17 protein-coding genes and 1 tRNA gene are annotated in these 23,889 nt (G+C 45.3%); 9 read left to right on the forward strand and 9 right to left on the reverse strand.

Going from position 1 to position 23,889, the window contains the following annotated elements:
• Positions 1-2 precede the first annotated feature (2 nt).
• Positions 3-3,242 carry an efflux RND transporter permease subunit gene (locus tag BW716_RS25075; protein WP_083727230.1) on the forward strand — a complete coding sequence of 1,080 codons (3,240 nt, stop codon included), beginning with the start codon at positions 3-5 and terminating at the stop codon, positions 3,240-3,242.
• 4 nt (positions 3,243-3,246) lie between these two features.
• Positions 3,247-4,365 (forward strand): efflux RND transporter periplasmic adaptor subunit, encoded by a 1,119-nt coding sequence (locus BW716_RS25080; protein WP_235643943.1) that lies wholly within the window; start codon positions 3,247-3,249, stop codon positions 4,363-4,365.
• A gap of 242 nt (positions 4,366-4,607) precedes the next feature.
• Here BW716_RS25080 and BW716_RS25085 read toward each other — a convergent pair whose 3' ends face one another.
• The 3 genes from BW716_RS25085 to BW716_RS25095 form a co-directional block, all read right to left on the reverse strand.
• On the reverse strand, positions 4,608-6,020 hold the full coding sequence (locus tag BW716_RS25085) for a T9SS type A sorting domain-containing protein (RefSeq protein WP_083727234.1): 1,413 nt from the start codon (positions 6,018-6,020) through the stop codon (positions 4,608-4,610).
• 87 nt (positions 6,021-6,107) lie between these two features.
• Positions 6,108-8,510 carry a cellulase family glycosylhydrolase gene (locus BW716_RS25090; protein ID WP_083727236.1) on the reverse strand — a complete coding sequence of 801 codons (2,403 nt, stop codon included), beginning with the start codon at positions 8,508-8,510 and terminating at the stop codon, positions 6,108-6,110.
• Between the two features lie 247 nt (positions 8,511-8,757).
• Entirely contained in the window at positions 8,758-9,594 is an 837-nt protein-coding gene (locus BW716_RS25095; protein WP_083727238.1) for a S1 RNA-binding domain-containing protein, read from the reverse strand.
• Positions 9,595-9,652: 58 nt separating this feature from the next.
• Here BW716_RS25095 and BW716_RS25100 point away from each other — a divergent pair, with 58 nt between their 5' ends.
• Positions 9,653-10,639 (forward strand): ion channel, encoded by a 987-nt coding sequence (locus BW716_RS25100; protein WP_083727240.1) that lies wholly within the window; start codon positions 9,653-9,655, stop codon positions 10,637-10,639.
• A 30-nt stretch (positions 10,640-10,669) separates the two neighbouring features.
• Here BW716_RS25100 and BW716_RS25105 read toward each other — a convergent pair whose 3' ends face one another.
• Together BW716_RS25105 and BW716_RS25110 are read right to left on the reverse strand one after the other, a co-directional pair.
• Positions 10,670-11,179, reverse strand: coding sequence for a YdeI/OmpD-associated family protein (locus BW716_RS25105; protein ID WP_083727266.1), 510 nt, complete (start codon positions 11,177-11,179; stop codon positions 10,670-10,672).
• A gap of 131 nt (positions 11,180-11,310) precedes the next feature.
• Complete coding sequence (locus tag BW716_RS25110) at positions 11,311-13,587, reverse strand: GH92 family glycosyl hydrolase (RefSeq protein WP_083727242.1); 2,277 nt, start codon at positions 13,585-13,587, stop codon at positions 11,311-11,313.
• A 93-nt stretch (positions 13,588-13,680) separates the two neighbouring features.
• On the opposite strand from BW716_RS25110, the gene BW716_RS25115 reads away from it, so the two are divergent.
• Both BW716_RS25115 and BW716_RS25120 read left to right on the forward strand, forming a co-directional pair.
• The gene (locus BW716_RS25115) at positions 13,681-14,181 is read left to right on the forward strand and encodes a GNAT family N-acetyltransferase (RefSeq protein ID WP_083727244.1); all 501 of its coding nucleotides are present in this window, start codon (positions 13,681-13,683) and stop codon (positions 14,179-14,181) included.
• 149 nt (positions 14,182-14,330) lie between these two features.
• Positions 14,331-14,741, forward strand: coding sequence for a hypothetical protein (locus BW716_RS25120; protein WP_083727246.1), 411 nt, complete (start codon positions 14,331-14,333; stop codon positions 14,739-14,741).
• Positions 14,742-14,807: 66 nt separating this feature from the next.
• Here BW716_RS25120 and BW716_RS25125 read toward each other — a convergent pair whose 3' ends face one another.
• Complete coding sequence (locus BW716_RS25125; RefSeq protein ID WP_235643944.1) at positions 14,808-16,547, reverse strand: alpha-glucosidase; 1,740 nt, start codon at positions 16,545-16,547, stop codon at positions 14,808-14,810.
• 113 nt (positions 16,548-16,660) lie between these two features.
• Between BW716_RS25125 and treZ the strand changes: the two genes are divergently transcribed.
• From treZ to BW716_RS25150, 4 genes are all read left to right on the forward strand, one after another.
• A complete protein-coding gene (treZ, locus tag BW716_RS25130; protein WP_083727250.1) occupies positions 16,661-18,481 on the forward strand; it encodes a malto-oligosyltrehalose trehalohydrolase in 1,821 nt (606 codons plus the stop codon).
• Positions 18,468-21,278 (forward strand): malto-oligosyltrehalose synthase, encoded by a 2,811-nt coding sequence (locus tag BW716_RS25135; RefSeq protein ID WP_083727252.1) that lies wholly within the window; start codon positions 18,468-18,470, stop codon positions 21,276-21,278. The genes treZ and BW716_RS25135 overlap by 14 nt, the downstream gene beginning before the upstream one ends.
• Positions 21,279-21,340: 62 nt before the next feature.
• Positions 21,341-21,424: transfer RNA gene (locus BW716_RS25140), tRNA-Leu, on the forward strand.
• A 441-nt stretch (positions 21,425-21,865) separates the two neighbouring features.
• On the forward strand, positions 21,866-22,960 hold the full coding sequence (locus BW716_RS25150; protein ID WP_083727256.1) for a site-specific integrase: 1,095 nt from the start codon (positions 21,866-21,868) through the stop codon (positions 22,958-22,960).
• A gap of 43 nt (positions 22,961-23,003) precedes the next feature.
• On the opposite strand, the gene BW716_RS25155 is transcribed toward BW716_RS25150, so the two are convergent.
• The 3 genes from BW716_RS25155 to BW716_RS36915 all read right to left on the reverse strand — a co-directional run.
• Complete coding sequence (locus tag BW716_RS25155) at positions 23,004-23,252, reverse strand: hypothetical protein (protein WP_083727258.1); 249 nt, start codon at positions 23,250-23,252, stop codon at positions 23,004-23,006.
• Positions 23,253-23,362: 110 nt separating this feature from the next.
• Entirely contained in the window at positions 23,363-23,617 is a 255-nt protein-coding gene (locus tag BW716_RS25160; RefSeq protein ID WP_083727260.1) for a hypothetical protein, read from the reverse strand.
• A 31-nt stretch (positions 23,618-23,648) separates the two neighbouring features.
• A partial coding sequence (locus BW716_RS36915) for a hypothetical protein (protein ID WP_179091262.1) occupies positions 23,649-23,889 on the reverse strand: 241 nt, incomplete at its 5' end.

Raw genomic sequence — 23,889 nt, forward strand, 5'->3', positions numbered from 1 at the left:
AGATGAACCTGATAAGATCAGCATTACGCAAACCCATCACCATCCTGGTGATCGTGGCCGCCCTGTTCTTCTTCGGCGTAGGCGCGGTTAGGACCATCAAGGTGGATATCTTTCCAAAGCTGGACCTTCCGGTGATGTATATATCGCACCCGTTTGGTGGTTACACACCTACCCAGATGGAAGCATTCTTTGGTAAACAATATGTAAACATCCTCCTCTATGTAAATGGTATCAAAACCATAGAGACGAAAAATATACAGGGTCTCTCACTCCTGAAAGTGAGTTTTTATCCGGGTACTAACATGGCACAGGCACAGGCGGAGCTCGCAGCCTTCTGTAACCGGGCCCAGGCCATCTTTCCACCTGGGTCGCAACCGCCGTTTATTCTTCGCTTTGACGCCTCTACCCTGCCTGTAGGTAACCTGGTATTGAGCAGCGACAAGCGTAATAACAACGAACTGCTGGACCTCGCAAATACTTATGTGCGTTCGTCCTTTACACAGATCCCAGGTCTCTTGTCCGCCCCTCCTTTTGGTGGTAATATCCGTACCGTGGTGATCAAAGTGGATCCTACTTTGCTCCGCTCTCACAATATGACACCTGACCAGGTAGTTGAAGCCCTTCGCCTCAACAACCAGGTGTCTCCTTCCGGTAACGTGCGTATAGGTGATAAGAACTTTATCACACCCGTAAACACGACCATCCATACTATAAAAGATTTCGAAGACATTCCGCTCTTCAGAGGTGGTGCACAAACACTCTTCCTTCGCGACGTTGCGACGGTAGAAGATGGTGCGGACATCACTGCCGGTTATGCACTGGTAAACGGCCGTCGTTCTATCTACCTCTCCGTAGCAAAGAATGGTGACGCCTCTACATGGGATGTGGTACAAAAACTGAAAGCAGCTATTCCAAGATTCCAGGCACAGTTGCCAGATGATGTAAAGCTGTCTTTTGAGTTTGACCAGTCCGTATATGTGATCAACGCTGTAAAGAGTCTGATCAGTGAAGGTACAATTGGTGCAGTGCTCACTGGTCTGATGGTATTACTCTTCCTGGGTGATCCACGCGGTGCACTCATTGTAATCCTCACGATTCCCACCTCTATCATTGCGGCAGTACTCTGTCTCAAGTTAGCAGGGCAGACGATCAACATTATGACACTGAGTGGGCTTGCGCTGGCCATCGGTATATTGGTGGATGAAAGCACGGTGACGATAGAGAACATACACCAGCACCTGGATATGGGTAAGCCGAAGGGCCTCGCGATCTGGGATGCGTGTAAGGAGATCGCCTTCCCGAAACTCCTCATCCTCTTCTGTATTCTAGCCGTGTTTGCACCAGCATTTACCATGGGGGGTATCCCAGGTTCATTGTTCCTGCCACTGGCGCTTGCGATTGGTTTTGCGATGATCGTTTCTTACTTCCTGGCGCAGACCTTTGTACCTGTAATGGCCAACTGGCTTATGAAAGAACATGGTCATGGCACTCCACAGGATTACAAACCTGATGGTCTGGAAGAAGATACATGGGATGAAAAGAAAATGCTTGTTGAACATCCGCATGGTGGTCACGATGCACCGCTGACTAAATTCGATAAATTCCGCAACCGCTTTATGCGTTTCATGGAGCGTATCTTCCCGGCGCGTAAGCTGATTGTTACCGTATATATTATTGGCGGTCTGGGTCTGGTTGTATTGTTACTGAACCACATTGGTCGTGATGTATTGCCACATAGTAATGGTGGTCAGTTCCAGCTTCGTTTGCGGGCACCGGATGGTACCCGTGCCGAAGTAACAGAAGCTAAAACACTGAAGACGATCAATATGATCAGAGACCTGGTGGGTCCTGAGAATGTGTCTATCACCTCTGCTTATATCGGTCAGCACCCGGGTCTCTTCTCTACTGCACCTATCTACCTGTGGATGGCAGGTCCGCAGGAAGCAGTTATCCAGGTAGCCCTGAAAGAAGAGTATAAAACGAACATAGATGAACTGAAAGATAAGATCAGGGCAAAACTGAAACAGGTAGAGCCAGATGTGAAGCCATCATTCGAACCAATTGAACTGACTGAAAAGATCCTGAGCCAGGGTTCACCTACCCCGATCGAGGTACGGTTCTCTGGCAGAAACAGGAAACAGGCGGAACAATATGCAAATAAAATGATCGCGCGTCTGAAAGAAATTCCTTTCCTCCGCGACGTACAACTGGGACAATCTACCAAGTATCCTTCCCTGAAGATAGAGATTGACCGTTTAAGAGCATCGCAACTGGGTATTGACCTGGCAACCATCTCCCGTACCATCACGGCTTCTACATCATCTTCCCGCTATACAGAGAAAAACGTATGGGTAGATGAAAAGCAGAACCTGAGCTACAACGTACAGGTAGAGATCCCGGAAAATAAAATGACAGACATTCATGCCATCGAGGAATTACCATTACTGCCAAACAGTGCACGCCCGGTATTGGGCGATGTAGCGACCATCACACCTGATACCACACTGGGTGAAGCAGATAACCTTGGTGCGATGCCTACCCTGTCAGTAACAGCCAACCTCAATAACATTGACCTGGGTACTGCGACTACAGAGGTGAACAAAGCGATCAAATCACTGGGCGAAATGCCACGTGGTCTGAACGTAGACCTGATAGGTCTGACATCAACGCTGACAGATACGCTGGATAGTTTGCAGAATGGGTTGGTAATAGCGATCATCGTGATCTTCCTGATGCTGGCGGCCAACTTCCAGTCCTTCAAGGTATCGGCGGTGGTACTGGCTTCCGTACCTGCAGTACTATTAGGTTCGCTCTCCCTGCTTATAATAACAGGTTCAACGCTGAACCTTCAGTCCTATATGGGTATCATCATGTCAGTGGGTGTATCGATATCCAACGCGGTATTGATGGTCACGAATGCAGAGCAGTTACGCCGTCATAATGGCGACGCATTGCTCTCTGCAAAAGAAGCTGTTGCACTGCGTCTGCGTCCGATCCTGATGACGAGTTTGGCGATGGTGGCGGGTATGATCCCAATGGCGAGTGGCCTGGGAGAAACCGGTGACCAGACATCTCCGCTGGGTCGTGCGGTAATTGGTGGTTTGATAGCCTCTACCTTTAGCACCCTCTTCTTACTACCACTGGTATTCGCATGGGCACAGGGTAAGGCAAGCACTAAGTCCGTATCACTGGATCCGGAAGATAAAGAAAGTAAAAACTATGTACCATCCTTGTATGAATAGTCATATGAAAAAGAATATAATAATATTACTGTGCAGCTTACCCGCGATGCTGCTGTTGAACAGTTGCGGACACACAAAAGGTGAATCAGAAAAAGAAAGTGCCGCAACTGAAGCTCCGGCTACACCAGTAGTAGCCATTCAGAAAGGAAAGCTCTCATCTACCCTGAAGCTGCCGGGAGAGCTGATTGCTTTTCAGCAGGTAGATATCTATGCAAAGGTGAGCAGCTTTGTAAAGAAGCTGAATGTGGATGTAGGCTCCGAAGTAAACACCGGCGATCTGCTGGTGACCATGGAAGCACCTGAAATGACGGCTCAGCTGAATGCGGCTGATTCCCGGCTGAAATCACAGGAGGCGATTTACCTGGCCAGCAAAGCGAATTATGATCGTTTATATACGACCAGTCTTACACCAGGTACAGTGTCTAAAAACGACCTGGATCAGGCAAAGGCGAAGATGAATTCAGACCTTGCTAACCTGGAAGCAGCCAAGTCTTCTTACAGAGAAGTGTCTGATACCAGAAATTACCTGGAGATCCGTGCACCATTTGCAGGTATCATTACGGCGCGTAATGTGAGTGCGGGTGCGTATGTAGGTCCTACCGGTAAAGGTTCTGAATTACCTATCGTAACATTGCAGGAACAGCGAAAACTGCGTCTCGTTATCTCAGTGCCTGAGTCTTACACCAGCTATCTGGGTAGCAACAGTGAAGTGAATTTCACAGTAAAAGCGTTCCAGGGTAAGCAGTTCACCGCTAAGGTGAACCGTCTGGCCGGTGCGCTGGATGCAAGACTGCGTTCACAACGTATAGAAATGGATGTGACGAATAATGACAAGAAGTTGTTGCCGGGTATGATTGCAGAAGTGAACATCCCGATGAATACAGCGGATAGCGCTTTTATTCTGCCTAAGACAGCGGTGGTGAATTCTACAGTGCAGGTGTTTGTAGTGAAGGTAGAAAATAACAAGGCGGTACATGTACCGGTATCTACGGGTCGTGAAGTAGATGGTAAGATAGAGGTGTTTGGCGATCTGAAGGCAGGTGATATTATTGTGGCGACAGCGACAGAAGAGAACAGGGATGGTCAGGAAATAAAGAAGACAGAATTACAGAAGGATAAATAATTAGATAGGTACCGATTGGTTAAGATGACTATAAAGGAATAAATACTCAACAGGTTATGATATTGATAAACGGAAACCATCGGGGAATAGTAGAAAGAATATAAGGAACGAAAGACAGGAAAAAGCATCGGAAAGGGAAGCATCTCAATTGAGATGCTTTCTTTTTTTGAATGAATCAATCGGGATAAAAAAGAGGGTGCCCCGAAAAATCGGAGCACCCTCTTTTTACTAAAAGTAAAAATTTACTGAATCACTATCTTCTTCGTATAACTCTTCCTGCCATTCGTGATAATCACCACATACACCCCAGCAGGCAAATCCTTCACCTCCAGCGCAATCCTGGCCGCATTATCTTTCCGCTCTGCCACCACTTTCTTATTCACATCTACAACTGACACATATACCGGTTCCTTCCCATCATACTTACCCACATTCACTGTCAGCATACCTCCTTTCAATACAGGATTCGGATATACCGTCACATCTGCACTCTCTTTTTCTGCCGCCGCTGTAGTCACCGCTTCTACTTTTACTGAACTTACCTTGTCATTCCAGGTGCTTACATCCAGCAATGATACATCTGATGTAAGTACCAGGGATGCACCGGAGAAATTGTCATCTGCATAAAGAGTCACCTTATAACCAGCTGTTACTTTTACAGATGTAATGTCGTCATTGATAGCACCATATGCTTTTAAAGCCGTCAGGTTATAACTACCAACTGGCAATGAGATACCATAACCGCCATAATTGATGTCCTGGTACATGTACGCAGCGATCGTCACTGGTGCATATGTGATTGGAAAATCAATCTGTGCCTGGTTAAATTGGCTTTCGTACGTGGAATTCCAGCCGAATGCGGTGGTCGCCTGTGATTTCAGACTTACGCCAGCCGCAGCGCTCCAAAAATGAATAAACTCACCCATGTTGAGTGAACGGGCATAATCGCTACCGCTCTTTGGGAAATAAGAAGATAATAATACAAAATACCTGTTCAGTACTTTGCTGCCACCATACTGGCTGTAAATAGGGTAAAACCAATCGCGGAACCAATGTGTACCGGCAACAGGGAAGTTGTCAGTCGTATTGGTAAATGTGGTATAAACTCTGGCCGCATCGCTGGTCATACCCAGACCATTGTATACGTCGTAGATGTAGATTTCCGCCCACTTGCTATCTCCCCATATGCCGAATGCAGGAGAGTTATGCGCATTTTTGGAATCACCTTCTACGATATGACCTACTTCGTGTGTGAGCAGGTCATGATCGCCGCCAGAGGCACTTGTCCATGGACCAGGACCTACGTCCGCCACGTCGCGGTTGTCATGACTGGCATCGAAATAACCGGAAGGATGCCCACCACTGTACTTGTTGGTATGCAGTATGGCAAATAAATGCGGATCGGAGCCAAACCAGCCATAGGTCTTCCTGGTGTACCGCCATACATCGCCCATGTACTGGTAGGGCCAGGTAACAGCAGTGCTTACGTCACTGTCGTAATACACAGCGACATCGTTGTCGTAAAATACCCGTGTCAATAATTGATTGTGCTCAAACCAGTGCTCCTGCCAGGTAGCAGGTGGCGTCTGTGCTTCTACCCGGTTAAAGGCTGAGCAGCCCATCAATAAAAGCGCATACAGTACTTTTCTTTTCATGGTTATTGTTTATAAGGGGGTGATAAAAAATTCGTGGAAACACAGGACCGGTCATATGCGCAATGACCGGTCCTGTAAGGATACCTTTTACAGTATCAGGACCTGTTTTGTAAATATCTGATTGCCATAGGTGATCACAACTACATACATCCCGGGGACCAGGTTACCAGTGGAAATATTAACGCGGGCAGTTCCCGCTTTCTTATTAATTAAAGTTCGTTGATAGATATCTTTTACGAATACCTGCAAGGGGGTTTTTCCGTCATATCCTGCTACGTTTATGGTCAGTTCGGTACCCTTGCTGACAGGATTGGGGTATACGACCAATCCCTTTTCGGTTTTCAAACTTACCACACTATCTGCACTTGCTGTTATTCTTGCAGTGGATACCTCTCCCCATGAGAAGGCTTCCCATCCCTGCGGATACGTTCTGCTACAGGTCATCTCTGCCGCACCATTTTCAGAAGAAACATACAACGCATTACTACTCCTTAATGATACTGTACCATTATCATTTACTATCCAGTCAAATTTCTCCCAATCCTGTGCTGTCGCCCTGTTACAATTCATAGACGTTGTACCATCTTCAGAAGAAACAAAATACCCACCATTATTGAGGGTCACTTTGCCATTTCCGCCATCACCTATCAGGAACTGGTTCCAGCTTTGTACCACCGTAGCATTGCAATACATCGGATTCACATTACCTTTGGAACTTACGTACTGACCGTTATTTCCCTGTAACCACACCGTTTGCCCTATAGGCGCTGCGCTGCTCACTTCTCCCCAGGAGAAAGCTTCCCACCCACTAGCGGTAGGCCGGTTGCAGGTCATAGCCTGTGTACCGTTTTCAGAAGAAACGTACAACCCATTGCTGGCTTTTAAAAAGATCGTTCCATCTGTATTTACGATCCAGTCGAACTTTTCCCATCCCTGGTATACATTCCGATTGCACGTCATCGCCTGTGTACCGTTTTCGGAAGAGACAAACAGTGCACTGTTCCTCAATGCTATCTTGCCATTTCCGGCATCTACTACGTAGAATTTATTATAGGTGCCTACTGAGTTACTATCACACCATATTGCACCGCTGCCCCCTCTGGAACTCACGTATTTCCCATTAAAGCCTTTCAGCCAGATCGTTTTGCCGACAGGCCCGTTGGCAGCTTGTCCGGGAGCTACGGCGGCAATTGTGTTTGTGTTTTTGATATTATTAGCAAATTTGATGTTGTTCAGCACAGCAGCCATATTACCCGCCCCATCCAGTACAGAAGGGCCTGTGAGCCTTAGCAGTGCAGCGTTTTCACCAGCTGTGAGTCGTTTGTACGTCCAGTGACACCAGCCTACACCGATACTGTTCATAGCAGCGATATTGGCGGAGAGCCAGTCGTTGCTGTTTTCCCCGGTTTCGCCTACCCATACCGGTACATTGTAGGTATTTCTCCAGGCAACGATATTGGCGAGGTCAGAGATCTGGTTAGGATCGGTGTTACCTACAGTAACGTCGGTGGAATTCCAGTAACGGTGTGAGTTATACACGAGGTTAGTGGGGTTGGTAAAAGTATACGGCTGCATACTACCATAGTTATTACCATAGCCGTTCCCTTCTACCATGAGGAGGTGGGTATCGCCTTCGGCACGCACCGCGTTGATCAGTCTTTCGAAAATGTCATGTACGGTTGTGTTGCTGGGTACCTTGTGAGGTTCATTGATCAGGTCATAAAAAGCCACGCCATCGTTATTAATGTAATGGCGGGAAAGCGCCTGCCATAAACGAACGGTCATGTTGCCATAGATGGCCTGGTTGTACAGGTCATTGCCGACAAAGCCATCGTTGATGTTGTGGTCCAGGCCTTGTGAGCCGGGGGCGGCGTGGAGATCGAGGATGACGTACATGTTGTTGGCAGCCGTCCATTTCAGCAGACTGTCTGCCAACCGGAAACCTTCGGTGTTCGTGTCTGTGAACAGGGTATTGTTGTTATACCATGTGGTGAGTGCACTGATGTACGTGGATACAGAACTGGCGCTGGCATTGGCATGGATCACTTTCAGGCGTTCTGCCCTCTGGGCAGCCGTGAGAAAGAGTTCGTAGTGCATGGGGAGCCGCACACAGTTAAAACCGAGGGAGGCGATGTAATCGATGTCGGCTTTGGTGATAAAATTGTCACGCCAGGACTGGTAGAAGGCTTCTACCTGGGCATCGGTTTGCCCCTGGTCGTAAAGATACTTTTTGACGGACCACTGAGGGCCATCGCCGCCTTCTTTCATCATATAGCCTTCTTGAAGGAGCCAGGCACCGAGGCCGACGCCTTTCAGGATCACTTCCTGGTTGGAGGCGTTGACGATTCGTTTGCCATCGGCATGGAGGCGGGAAAGTTGGGCGGTGGCTGGTGTTAGCTTCAGACATGCTAACAGACAGACCATAACGAGAAAGGAATGCTGTACACGGCGGAGTAGCCCGTACAACCGGTCTTTGTAATGGATCATCATAGAGGGTTTGTTAAATGGTTTTTTGAATAAAAAATGGTACAGCGCTTAGGTCAGATAAGGAGTCGTTTGGGAGGGAATATAGTACCAGTCAGGAGGAAAATTTCTTTAATATAATAAAAAGCCGGATCGTTGGGCGATCCGGCTTTTTGAATGATTGAGAAGGATGATACTTCAATGATTTAGAAGGATAATACCTCCGGCGCCAGCCGAAAGAGAGATGACTGCCTTGCTGCCGCAGGGCAATATCCTATTCTTCTTCTATTAACTTGATACCTGTTTTTGTAAACTCAATCTTTCTTGCTTTGTAAAGACTTCCTGTGGTCATCTTAAACGTTTTTTTACTCATACTAAAAAACGAGTAGATCTCCTCCGGATCCGACTTATCATGATAAGGCAGATAGCCGTTGTTTTCTTTGAGTAATCTTAAGATCTTCTCCCCTTCATTCTCTACTCTTTTATACCCCATCTCACCCGCAGAAACATCCAGCTTATTCTCCTCTTTTACCGCCTTTACAAAACCTTTCAGTTTATCGCCGATATCCACTGTGCCAAACACATCTCCATAATGTAATAGTCCTGTATGTTTCTGATTTACAATACATACAAAACCAAGATCCGTTCTTCTATATATAATCAGTTCCACCGGATCCTGCTCTTTTACCGTCAGTTCCTCATTACTCAGGTACGGATCTAATTTTTCTGTAGCCGCGACTCTGCCGGTACGTTCATCCAGGCAAATTTTGACCAGGTAATCCTGTCCAATCACCATTTTGGTCATCTGTTTACTCGCCGGTACAAACAAGTCTTTCATCAGTCCCCAATCCAGGAAAGCACCCTGTTCGGTCAATCCTGTACACTTCAGGTTCACAATATCCCCCACTATACCATAAGGCTCCTGATTCGTGGCTGTAAGGCGATTCTCCGAATCATGATAAATAAACACCCTGAGCTCATCCCCCCGCTTTGCGCCTTCCGGAACAAAACGTTTTGGCATCAGTATCTCCTGCTCCACGCCATCGAGGAACAAGCCGAACTCACTCTCCTTCTTCACTCTTAAAAGGTTAAATTCACCTACCTTATACATGTAATATAATATTTGGATATTCGCAAAGGTAAGTAGATTTGTGGTCAAACGCAGGTTTATGGCCTTACTCAAACATATCAATCCTTTCTCGAAAACAAATGAAGATACCGGGTTCAGCGCTACGATCAGTAGTTATGGGGATCGTTTTATCAATAAAGACGGGAGTTTCAACCTCCGGAAAGAGGGTAATCGTATATGGGACAGGTATTCCCTTTTCCATATTATGCTAAACCTGCCAATCTGGGCTTTTGTGCTGGTAATAGTGGGGGCATTTATTGTGGTAAATCTTATTTATACGGGTATTTACCTGCTGATCGGGGCGGCGGAGTTACAGGGGATTAGTTCACATCATACGTGGGGGATATTCAGGGAGGTTTATTATTTCAGTACAGAAACGTTTACGACAGTGGGTTATGGCCGTGTCAACCCGGTAGGTGACGGGGCTAATTTTGTGGCTTCAATTGAGGCGATGAGTGGGTTTCTGTCTTTTGCGGTGGTAACGGGGTTGATTTATGGACGTTTTGCCCGGCCGAAGGCGCATCTGGCTTTTAGTGATCATGCGCTTATTACACCATTTAAGGGTGGTAATGCATTGATGTTCCGGTTTGCCTGTTATAAAGATGGTCATACGCTTACTGACGTGACGGTGCAGGTAAATGCGGCAATGCGGATACATGAGGATGGAAAACAAACGTATCGGTATTATGAGTTACCGCTGGAAAGGCATAAGATACAAAGTTTGCCGATGAACTGGACGGTGGTGCATGTGATAGATGATCAAAGTCCGTTGTTAGGGTTTACAGCGGAAGATATTAAGGTGGCGGATCTGGAATTGTATGTGTTGATCAGAGGGTTTAATGATATTTATTCAAATGTGGTGCAGCAAAGGACTTCGTATACTTTTCAGGAGATAAAGTATAATCATAAGTTTGTGCCAATGTATAGGGAGACGGCGAGGGGGACGGTGCTGGAGATGAATAAGATACATGATACGGTGGAAGTGGAGGTGAATGGGGGGATGATGGCGGTGAGTGCGGTGAGCTGAGAAGATGGATGGATATGCCCGTGAATTCAGTTAGCCAACATTTTTATTCGCCCTGATCATTTCAGAGTACCCCATTTTTCTGGCCAGTCCGGTCACTGCCATCGCAATCCTTTTGGCTTTGGTTCCTGGGGTTTTGGCACTTTCAATCCATTTCATAAAATAATTCCTATGGCCCTTAGGAAGCGTATTAAAAAAGGCCAATGCATCCGGTTCATCTGACAAGCATTCCATAAATTCAGGAGAGCTCACCGGATCAGGATTATCATCTACCTGGATCTGCACCTGCAACTCTGCACCCGCGCGCTTGCCCACACCTTTTCTCAGATCGGCATTCATTGCCATGATAAAATGCCCCTCACCCATAGGTATCAACGCGATACCTGCTATCTCAAATTTATCGAGCTTGCCTTTTACCCTGAAGGACTGCTTGTACCCGGGCTTCAGTTTTTCCGACAACTCAATGGGGATCTCGATATACGACCAGCCAGTCTTCTCCCCCATTTGTTCGAACTTTTTGATGGTGGCTTTGAATTTTATCATAAGGTAAATATAAAAAAAACGGTTTTGCCATGTGGCAAAACCGTTTAAAAAACATTCCTGTTGAAAATAAAAACGTTCAATGGCGCTAGCCAAAAGAAAGAGACCTTCCCTGCTGCCGTAGGCCAATTAGTTTATATTGCTCTGTCAGTTTTCTTCACACCAAATGTAGCGGAAGGTTGGCTGCCCATATAAATTTCCATCTTACCACCTTTCATTACATCTTTATACAGGAAGAAAGACTTATTATAGTTGATACCATTCAGCACTACTTTCTGGATATACTTGTTCTCTTTACTATTGTCTTTTACCACAATATCAAATTTCTTATTCCCTGCTAATTTAATCACTGCTTCATCCATCAATGGAGAACCGAATACAAACGTACCGTTCATTGGGTTCATCGGATAGAAGCCCATTGCAGACAATACATACCATGCACTCATCTGCCCTGCATCTTCATTACCACACAATCCATCAGGCGCATTGGTATAATATTTCGACATTACCTCTCTCACAATTTCCGCAGTTCTCCAGGGCCTGCCAACCGCCGCATACAGGTAGCTTACGTGATGACTAGGCTCATTACCCTGTGCATACTGGCCAACCATACCAGAGATATCAGGAGAGCTACCTTGTCCCAGGGAAGAAGACATATTAAAGAAAGAATCCAGTGTAGTTTGAAATTTCTTTTCACCAAACAGGTTTACCAGCCCTTTTGCATCCTGTGGTACAAGCCAGGTATACTGCCAGCCATTCCCCTCGCAGAAGTCATTTGAACGGTGTTTTGCTTCCAGCGGATCAAATGGTCTTTTAAAACTACCATTTGCCAGTCTACCTACGAAATGACCTTCTGAAGCGTCCCAGTATTGCTTATACAAACCCGCTCTTTTGGTGAAGTATGCAGCGTCTTTTGTTTTACCCAGTTTCCTGGCCATCTGTGCCACACCGAAATCAGCGATCGCATATTCCAGTCCCCAGGCAACGGATTCAATCGTCATACTATCAGCAGGAATGTATTTCAATTCCTGTACAAACTGTAAGCCGCTTACTTTTCTCATGGCAGTGTTCCTTACAGCTTCATATGCCAGTGCTACGTCCGCAGGATCAATCAGACCTTTCAGGTAAGCATCTGTAATAATCGGAATAGCAGGATTACCAATCATACAATCAGTTTCGCAACCTTCCAGTGGCCATACCGGCAGGCGTCCCTGCTGTTGGTAAATCATCAACATGGAGTGCACTATATCTTTTACCAGTGAAGGATCGATCACGGACATCAAAGGATGCAGACCGCGATAGGTATCCCACAGAGACATGCCGGTGTAATTTGTGAATTGCTGGTTGGTGTACACTTTTTTATCGGTGCCACGGTAATCACCATTGTGATCGTTGAACACAGAGGGGAAGAAATGGCTGTGGTACAGCGCAGTATAGAAGGTTGTTTTCGTTGCATCATCTGCAGAGAAATCGATCTTGTTCAGATCTTTATTCCATGCCAGATCAGCAGCTGTTTTTACCTGTTCAAAGTTCCATCCTGGTATTTCGGCAGCGATGTTGCCCAGTGCATTCTCTTCACTCACCGGAGAAATACCTACTTTCAGATAAATGTCAGCATTTTTAGCTGCATCAAAATACATCACGGCCTTGACACCTTTACCTTTTACAGCTCCTCCGGCTACTCCGTTGTTAAGGTCGTAAAGATTTAATTGTGTGATAGGCTGAGATGTTTTGATTGCGAAGAACAGGCGTTGATCATTAGCCCATCCTTTGGAGAAGCGATAACCTACAAAAGTGGTATCATTTACTTTTTTAATAGTTGTTTCTACCGGAGCATCCCAACACATGGCAAATTCCAGGTCAATCAGCAGGTGAGCACTATCAGTATTATCGTAATGGTAATGGTGAAAACCTACTCTGGTAGTCGCTGTGAGCTCCGCCTTCACCTTGTATTTGTCGAGGTATACAGCGTAGTAACCCGGTTTTACCACCTCGCTGGCCTTTTTGAAATTGGAGCCATAACCGGTGTTCATATCCAGGCGGTGAGCGGGTTGTAATTCCAGGTGACCGCTGGCAGGTACGATCATCAGGTCATTGAGATCTCCGATACCGGTACCACTCAGGTGGGTATGAGTAAATCCAAGAATATCTTCACTGATGTAATTGTAACCACTGCACCAATCCCATCCATTGAACTGATCCCAGGTCTGCATGGTTTGGCTGGGTCCGAGCTGCACGGCGCCATAAGGCACGTTTGCACCTACGAACACGTGTCCATGGCCCTGCGAGCCGATATACGGATTAACGTATTGAGTAAGTGGTTTATCCTGTGCATGGCCTGCCAGTGGCAACAGGCTGGATGCCAGTACAATAGTTGAAAATAACGTTGAAACTGTGCAATTCTTCTTCAATTCACATTAAATTTAGACCTGTTTATAAAATAAGTTGGCAAATAGCTTTCAAAACGTGACTATTGCCAAAAATAATAAAATAATCAGCAAAATATGTTAATCTGCGAAACAGCACGCCTGATTGTACGCAAGTTTACTATTGACGACGCTCCATTTATCTGGTCGTTGCTCAATTCTCCGACCTGGATTCAGTTTTTGGGTGACAGGAATATTCAGACATTGGCAGATGCCCAGCAATACCTGACCAATGGCCCGTTGGCCAGTTATGCACTAAGAGGGTTTGGATTGTATTTGGTGGCGATGAAGGATAGTGGAGTGCCCATTGGGATGAGTGGATTAATAAAAAGGGATGGGTTGGAATATGTAGATGTAGGTTTTGCGTTGCTGCCGGAATATATGGGACATGGATACGCGTACGAGGCTACGAAAGCGGTAATGGATTATGGATATAATACGCTGCAGCTACCACATATTGTGGCAATAGCGAGAGCGGATAATAAGCATTCGCTGGCGTTGTTGGCGAAATTAGGGTTGAAATTTTCTGATACGGTTATGTTGGCGGAGATTGAGCATCCATTGAGTTTGTTTAAATAGTGGATGGTTTGAATGGCTGTGTATTCATTGGGTTTGCTTTTGATAGCAGATCTTTTGAATGGCTGTGCATTCATTCGATGTGCTTTATTAGCAGATTTTGGGAATGGCTGTGCATTCATTGGATGTGCTTTTAATAGCAGATTTTGGGAATGGCTGTGCATTCATTGGATGTGCTTTTGATAGCAGATCTTTTGAACGGCTATGTATTCATTGGATGTGCTTTAATAGCAGATCTTTTGAATGGCTGTGCATTCATTGGATGTGCTTTAATAGCAGATCTTGTGAATGGCTGTGCATTCATTGGGTTTGCCTTAATAGCAGATTTTTTGAATAGCTATGTATTCATTGGATGTGTCTTAATAGCAGATTTTTTGAATAGCTATGTATTCATTGGATGTGCTTTATTAGCAGATCTTTTGAACGGCTATGTATTCATTGGATTTGTCTTAATAACAGATTTTCTGCATAGCTATGTATTCATTGGATGTGCTTTTAATAATAGATTTTTTGAACGGCTGAGCATTCATTGGGTTTGCCTTAATAGCAGATTTTTTGAATAGCTATGCATCCATTGGATGTGCTTTATTAGCAGATCTTGTGAACGGCTATGTATTTATTGGATTTGTTTAAACAGCCAGCTCTCCGGATTCTTCAAGTGGCAATACAGCTGCTTTTACCTCCGCTGCCGCGGCAGTGGGCATTACTGGTGGCAAAGGTCCGAATATCAGCGCCTGATAAGGCGCCAGGGTTAAGTTCCCACCTTCCAGTTCAAAAGTCAGCATATTATTTACTAAAGGTTCTATATCCGTCTCCATCAGGAATGGCAGCTTGTACACAATGGTTTCTTTTGAAAAATTAAGCACCATTAAAAACATTGTCTTGTCCAGCGTGCGCGTATACGTATATACCTGGGGATGCTCCGCATCATACAACTGATATTTCCCATAAACCAATACCGGTTGGTGTTTGCGCAGCAGAACGACCTGTTTAAAAAACTGTAATATAGACCGTTCGTCTTTTTCCTGCGCAGCTTCATTAATGAAGGTATGATTGTCGTTTACTTTGATCCACGGCGTGCCATCCGTAAAGCCTGCGTATTTACTATCATCCCACTGAAAAGGCGTACGGCTGTTATCCCTGGCCGCCATTTGCTGATCCAGTAAAAAGCGGGTGGTATCCTCCCCTTTGCTTTGCAGGTATTTGTACATATTGATGGTATCGATATCCTTGTAGTCATCGATAGATTCAAATCGGATATTCGTCATGCCAATCTCATCGCCGTTGTAAAAGATGGGCGTAGCGCGCATAGTGAGCAAAAAAGTAATCAGCATTTTCGCGGAGATCTCTCTATAAGTTTCGATATCGCTACCCCAGCGGCTCACCATTCTTGGCTGGTCATGATTCGTAAGGTAAATAGTACCCCATCCACCTGTTTCGTAGATGTTGTCCCAGCTTGTGTAGAGGCTTTTCAGTGCTACCAGGTCAATACCTTTGGGATCAGGACGTTTGTAGGCATCTTTGAGATAGCCCAGGTTCATGCCTTCAAAATGGTAGAGCATGTGGAGTTCTTTCCTGTGTTCTTCAACGAAGTGTAAAGCTTCGTCAATCGTGATACCTGCGGCTTCGGCGAGGGTAGTGATATCAGTACCTTCAAGCACTTCCTTATTCATCTCCTGCAGGTAGTCATGCAGATGAGGTCCATGTGCGTAGTACGCTCCCCAGTCGTGGGTCTTGATCTCAGGCCAGGTGGTATCTTTACTAATGTAGCAAATAGCATCCAGTCTGAAGCCATCAACCCCTTTTTTGATCCAGAAGCGCATAATATCGTATACTTCTTTTCGCACCTGTGGATTTTCCCAGTTCAGGTCCGGCATTTTTGCAGAGAAGTAATGAAGGTAATAGCTATCAGTCGCTTTGTTGTAAGTCCATGCCTGGCCTGATGGATCAAAATGACTGAACCGGAAAGGTGGTTTTCCTTTTTCAGCGGGCCACCAGTGGTAATAGTTGTAATAAGGATTTTCTCTTGACAGACGGGCTTCTTTGAACCATGGATGTTCATCACTGGTATGATTTACGACCAGGTCCAACAGCAATTTTATTTTTCGTTGATGCAGTCCTTGCAATAAGATATCGAACTCCTGCATGGTGCCATACTCTTTCATGATATCATAATAGTCGCTGATATCATAGCCATTGTCATCGTTAGGAGAACCGAAAATCGGGTTGAGCCATACGGTGTCTATACCCAGGCTTTCAAGATAATCCAGTTTCGATATAATACCCGCCAGATCACCAATTCCGTCATTGTTACTGTCTTTAAAGCTACGGGGATATATTTGGTAAATGATACTTTCTTTCCACCACATAGAAATTATTTTTCCTAATGAAGATGCAATTTTTAAGCCGGTCATACTGTAGAAATATAACATCGTAAACCCGCTGGCATATTATTTTCAGTAAGTTGTTAAAACTGACTTAATTGAGAACAGCATATACATTTACCGGATCTACTATTCTTGACAATGGAGCCGGGTTATTTAGTGTTTGGGCGCCATTCAGAGAGTCTGTTGCATTGTCTGTGATAACACCGGAGTCCGCCACAATCCCCATGCAGCGGGATGACGATGGCTATTGGCAGGTAGTGGTGCCTTCGGTTTCACCGGGTATGACTTACAACTATATACTGGATGGACAGCTGAAACGTCCTGACCCTGCATCGCGTTATCAGCCTGAAGGTGTACATGGGCCGTCAGCATTGGTAGAGGACAATTTCAAATGGTCCGACGAAGGGTGGAAAGGACGCGACCTGAACGAGATGATTATCTACGAATTGCATACAGGCACCTTCACACCGTTGCAGAATTTCAAGGGCGTGCTTTCAAAGCTCAGTTATCTCCGCTCATTGGGGATAAATGCCATCGAGATCATGCCCATTGCTCAGTTCCCCGGTCATCGTAACTGGGGGTATGATGGTGTATATCCTTATGCAGTGCATAATACATATGGTACACCGAATGAACTGAAGGCGCTGGTAAACGCTGCACATCAATATGGGATTGCAGTGATACTTGATGTAGTATATAATCATCTGGGGCCGGAGGGAGCGTATTTTTCAGATTTTGGTCCGTGGTATACGGAGAAATACATAACACCGTGGGGTGCAGCGATCAACTTTGATGATCAGTATTCAGATGCGGTGAGGGCTTACTTCATCCGCAATGCGCTGATGTGGCTGGAAGAGTATCATATAGATGGATTGCGGCTGGATGCGGTGCATGCCATCTGGGATAGCAGTGCGAAGCATTTTACAGAAGAACTGGGTGAGGCAGTGACGGCATTGTCGCATGCCACAGGCAGGAAAAAAATTCTAATAGCAGAAATAGATTTCAACAATCCAAGGTATATCACGCCAACAGATCAATGTGGATATGGCATGCATGGGCAATGGGTAGATGAGTTTCATCATGCGCTGCATGTGGTGCTAACGAAAGAGAAGGATGGGTATTATGAAGACTTTGATGGATTGCCTTCGCTGGCGAAAGCATGGAGAGATAGTTATGTGTATACGGGGCAATATTCTCCACACAGAAAGCGGAAGTTTGGTGTGGTGCCACATGCGATACCTTATGACAGGTTTATTGTGTTTACACAAAATCATGATCAGGTAGGTAATAGAATGTCAGGAGACCGGTTGGCAGCAAAATTACCATTGGAAGCGAATAAACTGGCGGCAGCGATGTTGCTGTTATCTCCGCATACGCCGATGTTGTTTATGGGGGAGGAATATGGGGAGAAGCGGCCGTTTTTGTATTTCACGAGTCATGGGGATGAGGATCTTTCCAGGGCGGTGAGTGAGGGGCGTAAAAATGAATTTAAAGCATTTTCATGGGCGGGCGATGTACCTGATCCACAGTCAAATCATACATTCTCGCAGTCCATTCTTTCGTGGCCAGCGCCGGGGCCGCTATTAGAATATTATCGTTATCTGATCGCGTTGCGGAAGACGAGAAGGGCATTGTTGAATACAGAAAGAGATAATATATGGGTGAACATGCCGCAACCCGGAGATGTTATATTATCAGTAGAACGAGCGGGCAATGATGACCGTTTGTTGTTACTGTTTAATTGCAGTGAAGAGCAGGCAGTGTTTGTGCATAATCGTCCTCATTTATTACATAAAAAGTTTGATTCTTCAGTTGCTATCTGGCAGGGGCCTGGGCCTACGGCGCCGGATGAAGTTAAGGAGGGTATTGCTATTACTTTACAACCATACTCAGCTATAATTTATGAGATCGTATAATCCGCCAACCGCTACGTATCGTATTCAGTTTCATGCGGGGTTTACATTTAAGCAATTGAAAGAGATCATACCGTATTTGCATGCGCTGGGTATCTCGACCATATATGCGTCCCCTATCTTCAAAGCGGCGCCGGGTAGTGAGCATGGGTATGATGTGACGAATCCGCATTGTATCAATCCGGCTATCGGAACGATAGATGAGTTACGTGAAATTCATGTGCTTTTGCGGGAGCATGGTATGACCTGGCTGCAGGATATAGTGCCGAATCACATGGCTTTTCATGCAGAGAATACGCGATTGTATGATGTGATGGAGCGAGGGCCGCTTTCTCCTTACTACGCTTATTTTGATATTGACTGGCATCATCCTGATTTTGCGGGCAAGCTGATGACACCTTTTTTGGGAAAGCCTTTAGAGGATTGTATTCGTGATGGAGAGATAAAGTTGGGGGTATCTTCGGCAGGGTTTACGGTGAAGTATTTTGAACAAGTGTTTCCGTTATCGGTGACGGCGTATGATCTGATTAGTGAGCAGCTTGCTGACAGCGATGCATTGCCGTTGATTAAGTTGTTTTCATCATTGTATCAGCGGGCTACGGCGGGAACGTCACTTGATGACTGGAGCAATCAGAAGTTGGCATTGATGGCGGAGGTACGGGATCTTTCGATGTTGCAGGCATTGATGGATAAGGTGAATAATAACCTGGGGCTATTGGGTAAAATTTTAGGGAAACAATATTACCGGCTGACGTATTGGGGGGATGCGGATCAGGCGATCAATTACAGGCGGTTCTTTACGGTGAATGAGTTGATTACGTTGAGGATGGAGACGCCTGAGGTGTTTAATGAGTATCATACATTTCTGCATCGTTTGTATAGGGAGAATCTGGTGCAGGGGTTGAGGATTGATCATATTGATGGATTGCAGGATCCTGGGGGGTATATAGACAGTTTGCAGCAGTTGTTTGGGAGTAAATGTTACGTGATAGCGGAGAAGATATTGGAGGAACGGGAGAGTTTGCCGAGGGAATGGGCATTGCAGGGGACGACGGGGTATGAGTTTCTTTCATTTACGAATCATTTGTTGAGTAACCGGGAGGGGGTGTTGGCGTTGCAGCAATTTTATCAGACGCTGGTGCCTGGGCAATATGAGGAGTTGGTTTTGGAGAAAAAGAGGCTGATTTTGGAGCGATATATGGGTGGGGAATGGGAAAATCTTGTTCGATTGTGTTATACGCTAAAATTGGCGGATGCGAGGGTTAACAGGGATTTATTGAAGCAGGCGATTGGGTTGTTTATGATTTGTTTGCCGGTGTATAGGTTGTATTTGGGGCCAGGTAGTGGTTATGGGTTTGGTGGAGGTTCGGGTTCGGGTGGTAGTTCAGGGAGTGGGTTTGGCTTTGGTGGGAGCTTTGGATCAAGTGGTGGTTTTGGTAGAAGTTCGAGTGGTAGTTCGGGAGGTGGCTTGGGTTTTGGCGGTAGTTTTGGGTCAAGTGGTAGTTCTGGTAGTGGTTCGGGTGCTGGTTTTGCTGGTTTTGGAGCCGGTTCGGGTTATGGATCAGGTTATGGCTCAGACTCAGGCCAGGGAGATGCATCCCTTTCAGAACAGGTCGCTTTTACATTTGCGCGCATGCGTTCATTGAACAGATCTGCTGAATCGGCGATATTATTATTGGAACAATGGTGGGAGCAAAATAAGCTGCCGTTTTTAATGCGGTTGATGCAGTTTACGGGGCCATTGACGGCGAAAGGTGTGGAGGATACGACTTTTTATGTGTACAATGCGTTGTTGTCGCATAACGAAGTAGGTGATAGCCCGGTTGCTGCGCCTGTCAACTTCCATCAATTAATGATTTTCCGTCAACAGCAGACGCCGCATTCATTGAATACAACGGCTACGCATGATACAAAGCGAGGAGAAGATGGGCGGATCAGGCTGAATATGTTGACTTTGTTTGTAGAGGAATGGAAGGAACTGATCGGGCAATGGCGGGAAATCAATCAGCCGGCGCCGTTATTGAATGACGAGTATTTTATTTATCAGAGTATTATCAGTGGGTATTCAGATGGGATCTCTGTTGAAAGACTGCAGCACTATGTGATCAAAGCCCTCAGAGAGGGGAAAGTGAATTCAAGCTGGGCTTCGCCGGATGAGGAGTATGAGCGGAATGCGACTGATTTCATTTCCAGGATATTGCAAAATAAGCGCTTTTTAGACACCCTGGTACCCTTTATAGAAAAGCTGGATAACTTTGCATATACCAGTTCACTGGCCCAAACACTGGTGAAGCTAACAGCCCCTGGGATACCGGATACTTATCAGGGTACTGAGTTATGGGATTACAGCTATGTAGACCCCGATAACCGCCGGCCTGTGGATTATGGAATACGCATTGAACTTTTAAAATCATTAAAAGATCTTTCTGGTCCGGCATTGTTTGACTATTTGAAAAGTCATCGTAAACAGGGTGCCGAGAAACTCTTTCTTACTTACAAAGCGTTGCATTGCAGGAAGTACTTTCCCAATCTCTTTTTAGAAGGTGATTATCTCCCATTACAAAGTAGTGAGTCAAATGTGTTGGCATTTGCGAGAGTATACCGGCAGGAATGGGTGATTGTGATTATTCCCCTCCCCGATTTACAGCCGGTAGTTGCTTCGATCTTATTACCTACGGGTGCACCGGAGCGTTGGAAAAATATTTTTTCAGAGGATGTGATTGAGGCTAAAGGCAGTATAGGAGCGGATGTAGCGTTAAAAAACTTCCCAGTAGCGATGTTGATTCCAGAAAATATCTGAGGAAAAATTTGGAGGAAAAGAAAAAGTGCGTACCTTTGCAATCCCTTAACACGGAATCAGTTGCCCAGATGGCGAAATTGGTAGACGCACTGTGTTCAGGTCGCAGCGCTCGCAAGGGTGTGCTGGTTCGAATCCAGTTCTGGGCACTTGATAGCCTTACAAGTCATTGATTTGTAAGGCTTTTTTATTTTCGGGAGTGTCGGTTTTTCATGCTTTTTAGCCCTTTTTCCCACTATTTACGACACTCAAATGACACTCGCAATGACACTCAAAATTGCAGGCACTCCACCGGAACATAACCGGAATCATACCTTTAGATTTTTGTATCGAAATTGGGTTAAAAAGACTTATTTGACACCCGGTTTGACACTCACTTTGACACTCGCTGCTGGCAGTGAAACGCAAGCCTATATGGCAGTTCTGCCATTTTGTACGAGGTGGTTGTCAAAATTATTTTCAAGGTTGTTGTTCCCGCTTTCTTTCACAAACTTTCACCTGCTGGTGACAGGTATTAATCTGGCTGATTTTACTGTTGGCATGGCACACTCATTGGGCTTCTCTCCCGTAACCTTTAAAAACAAAATCCTATGAACATCGGAGAAAAGCTCAATAAGAAAGGAGATAAGATTTATTTCTTTTATGATTTAGGTCGCGGCCCCGGACAACGACCTTCCACCGGCGTATTTATTTATGCCAACCCGCAAAACCAGATTCAAAAGAACTTCAACAAAGAAGCACTGAAGATACTGGAGACTAAAAAGAGCCAGTTAACTATCGAGCAGCAGGCGGTAGGTACACCGGTTATCCCCGCTCATAAGTTTAAGGCAAACTTTGTTGAGTATTTTGAGGATTATATCAAATTAAATAAACGAGAAGGTAACCGGCATCTGGCCTGCTGTCTTACCAAGTTTAAGGCTTATATCAAAAGTGATTTTATCTCACCGGTAGATATTACGGAAAACTTCTGCAAAAGGTTCCGGCGGCATTTGCTGGATACATTGACTGGCGAAACTCCGGCTAACTATTATGCACGTTTCAAATGGGTGGTGAAAGCTGCTACCAAGGATGGATATTTCAGGAATAACCCGACCGAGGATATTCCGGCTGTGCGCAATCCAAGTGCTGCGTTGAAGGAACACCTGGAATCAGAGGAATACGTTGCCTTACTTAACACGCCCTGTTTTAATCAGCAGGTGAAGCTGGCTTTCTTGTTTAGTTGTTATACCGGGCTAAGATGGGTGGATGTGAAAAGGCTGGAATGGCAGGACTTACAGGGTGGTACATTAATTACAAGGATCATACAGCAGAAAACCGGCAAGCCTGTCGTGCTTACCCTGCACCCTATAGCCCTTGCTATTCTCGAAGAGATAAAACAACTATCTCTTGGTAAGACAACTTCTACCAATAAAGTTTTCAACCTGCCTACTGCTAACGGTGCCAATAAAGTGTTGGGAGAATGGATTAAACGGGCTGGTGTCAATAAATATGTAACATGGTCTTGTGCCCGGTTAAGTTTCTCTATTCTTTTAAAGGATAAGAATGTGGATGATGTTACTATAGCGTATCTCATGGGGCATACTACTACAAGGCAGGTACAACAGACTTACAAAAGGCATAAACCCAAAGATCAGTCGGAGGCGATCAGTCACTTGCCTTCTTTTAATATTGCGGGTTTCCTTTAGGCTAAAGTAACAGGGCTATTCGATGATGAATAGCCCTGTTTCACTATGCAGCTCTTAATCTGACCTGCGGAGTTGCAGCCTGCGCTGCCAACATTTCACCGGACAACATCTTGTCTATATCTTCTTTCCTGTAATAACCACTATTGGTTTTGTAAACACCATATTCTTCACAGTTCTTAGCGAATTGCGTTCTGCCAAGATTACAATAAATCAGCGCTTCTTCCGGTTTTAGGAAGGGCTTAAAACAGAGTGCAATTGATCGCATAATTAGTAGATCGTCACGTTTTATCATACCGTATAGTTGAGTGTTGAAATTTTACCTTTCTGTAAGAGTACGGGTTAAGTTATTGGGTAAAAAGAACCACCACTACAGGTAATCCTACGGTGGTGGTAAAACTAGTGTTAATTTTCATCCTTGTCTTCTTCATCATCCTCCTCTTCTTCCTCATTCTCATGGTAATCAGAGATAATGTCTTCGGCTTCATGGATAGCATCCCGCTGTTCTTTTTCGTACTCCACTTCAACAGTAATGTATCCATCCTCTTCATCTGTGCCTGTAATGCTATTGGTAATATCGTTTTCCAGTAACACATCGGCTACCCGGATCAGCACATCTACAGGCACCTGTAATTCACGTTTTGTAATAACTGTTTGCATAAAATAATGGGATTTAAAGGTTATGAAATGATTATTCTGAAAAGCTGAGTTCACGGAACTTTACCAGCGGCACCATAGCTGCCAGCGTAAAACGGCAGGCAATGAGGGACGCTTTCCGGTTAAGCGTTAAACGAAAACGGGTATCACCTTTCGGCTTAACGTTATAAACAATGCGGTCAAGGTTATGTATGATGTCTTTTACCAGCGCGGTGTAGGGATAATCAGCAGGCAGTTGCCGGTAAGGAGGTGCCACCGCCATATCAGCAAACGAA

The sequence above is a fragment of the [Flexibacter] sp. ATCC 35208 genome (genome assembly GCF_001975825.1).
In the GTDB taxonomy this organism is placed as follows: domain Bacteria; phylum Bacteroidota; class Bacteroidia; order Chitinophagales; family Chitinophagaceae; genus Chitinophaga.

Bases quoted from the DNA above. Each gene is read 5' to 3' on its own strand.
- BW716_RS25075 (WP_083727230.1), top strand. From the start codon at position 3: ATGAACCTGATAAGATCAGCATTACGCAAACCCATCACCATCCTGGTG.
- BW716_RS25080 (WP_235643943.1), top strand. From the start codon at position 3,247: ATGAAAAAGAATATAATAATATTACTGTGCAGCTTACCCGCGATGCTG.
- BW716_RS25085 (WP_083727234.1), bottom strand. From the start codon at position 6,020: ATGAAAAGAAAAGTACTGTATGCGCTTTTATTGATGGGCTGCTCAGCC.
- BW716_RS25090 (WP_083727236.1), bottom strand. From the start codon at position 8,510: ATGATGATCCATTACAAAGACCGGTTGTACGGGCTACTCCGCCGTGTA.
- BW716_RS25095 (WP_083727238.1), bottom strand. From the start codon at position 9,594: ATGTATAAGGTAGGTGAATTTAACCTTTTAAGAGTGAAGAAGGAGAGT.
- BW716_RS25100 (WP_083727240.1), top strand. From the start codon at position 9,653: ATGGCCTTACTCAAACATATCAATCCTTTCTCGAAAACAAATGAAGAT.
- BW716_RS25105 (WP_083727266.1), bottom strand. From the start codon at position 11,179: ATGATAAAATTCAAAGCCACCATCAAAAAGTTCGAACAAATGGGGGAG.
- BW716_RS25115 (WP_083727244.1), top strand. From the start codon at position 13,681: ATGTTAATCTGCGAAACAGCACGCCTGATTGTACGCAAGTTTACTATT.
- BW716_RS25120 (WP_083727246.1), top strand. From the start codon at position 14,331: ATGGCTGTGCATTCATTGGATGTGCTTTTGATAGCAGATCTTTTGAAC.
- BW716_RS25125 (WP_235643944.1), bottom strand. From the start codon at position 16,547: ATGTGGTGGAAAGAAAGTATCATTTACCAAATATATCCCCGTAGCTTT.
- BW716_RS25135 (WP_083727252.1), top strand. From the start codon at position 18,468: ATGAGATCGTATAATCCGCCAACCGCTACGTATCGTATTCAGTTTCAT.
- BW716_RS25150 (WP_083727256.1), top strand. From the start codon at position 21,866: ATGAACATCGGAGAAAAGCTCAATAAGAAAGGAGATAAGATTTATTTC.
- BW716_RS25155 (WP_083727258.1), bottom strand. From the start codon at position 23,252: ATGATAAAACGTGACGATCTACTAATTATGCGATCAATTGCACTCTGT.
- BW716_RS25160 (WP_083727260.1), bottom strand. From the start codon at position 23,617: ATGCAAACAGTTATTACAAAACGTGAATTACAGGTGCCTGTAGATGTG.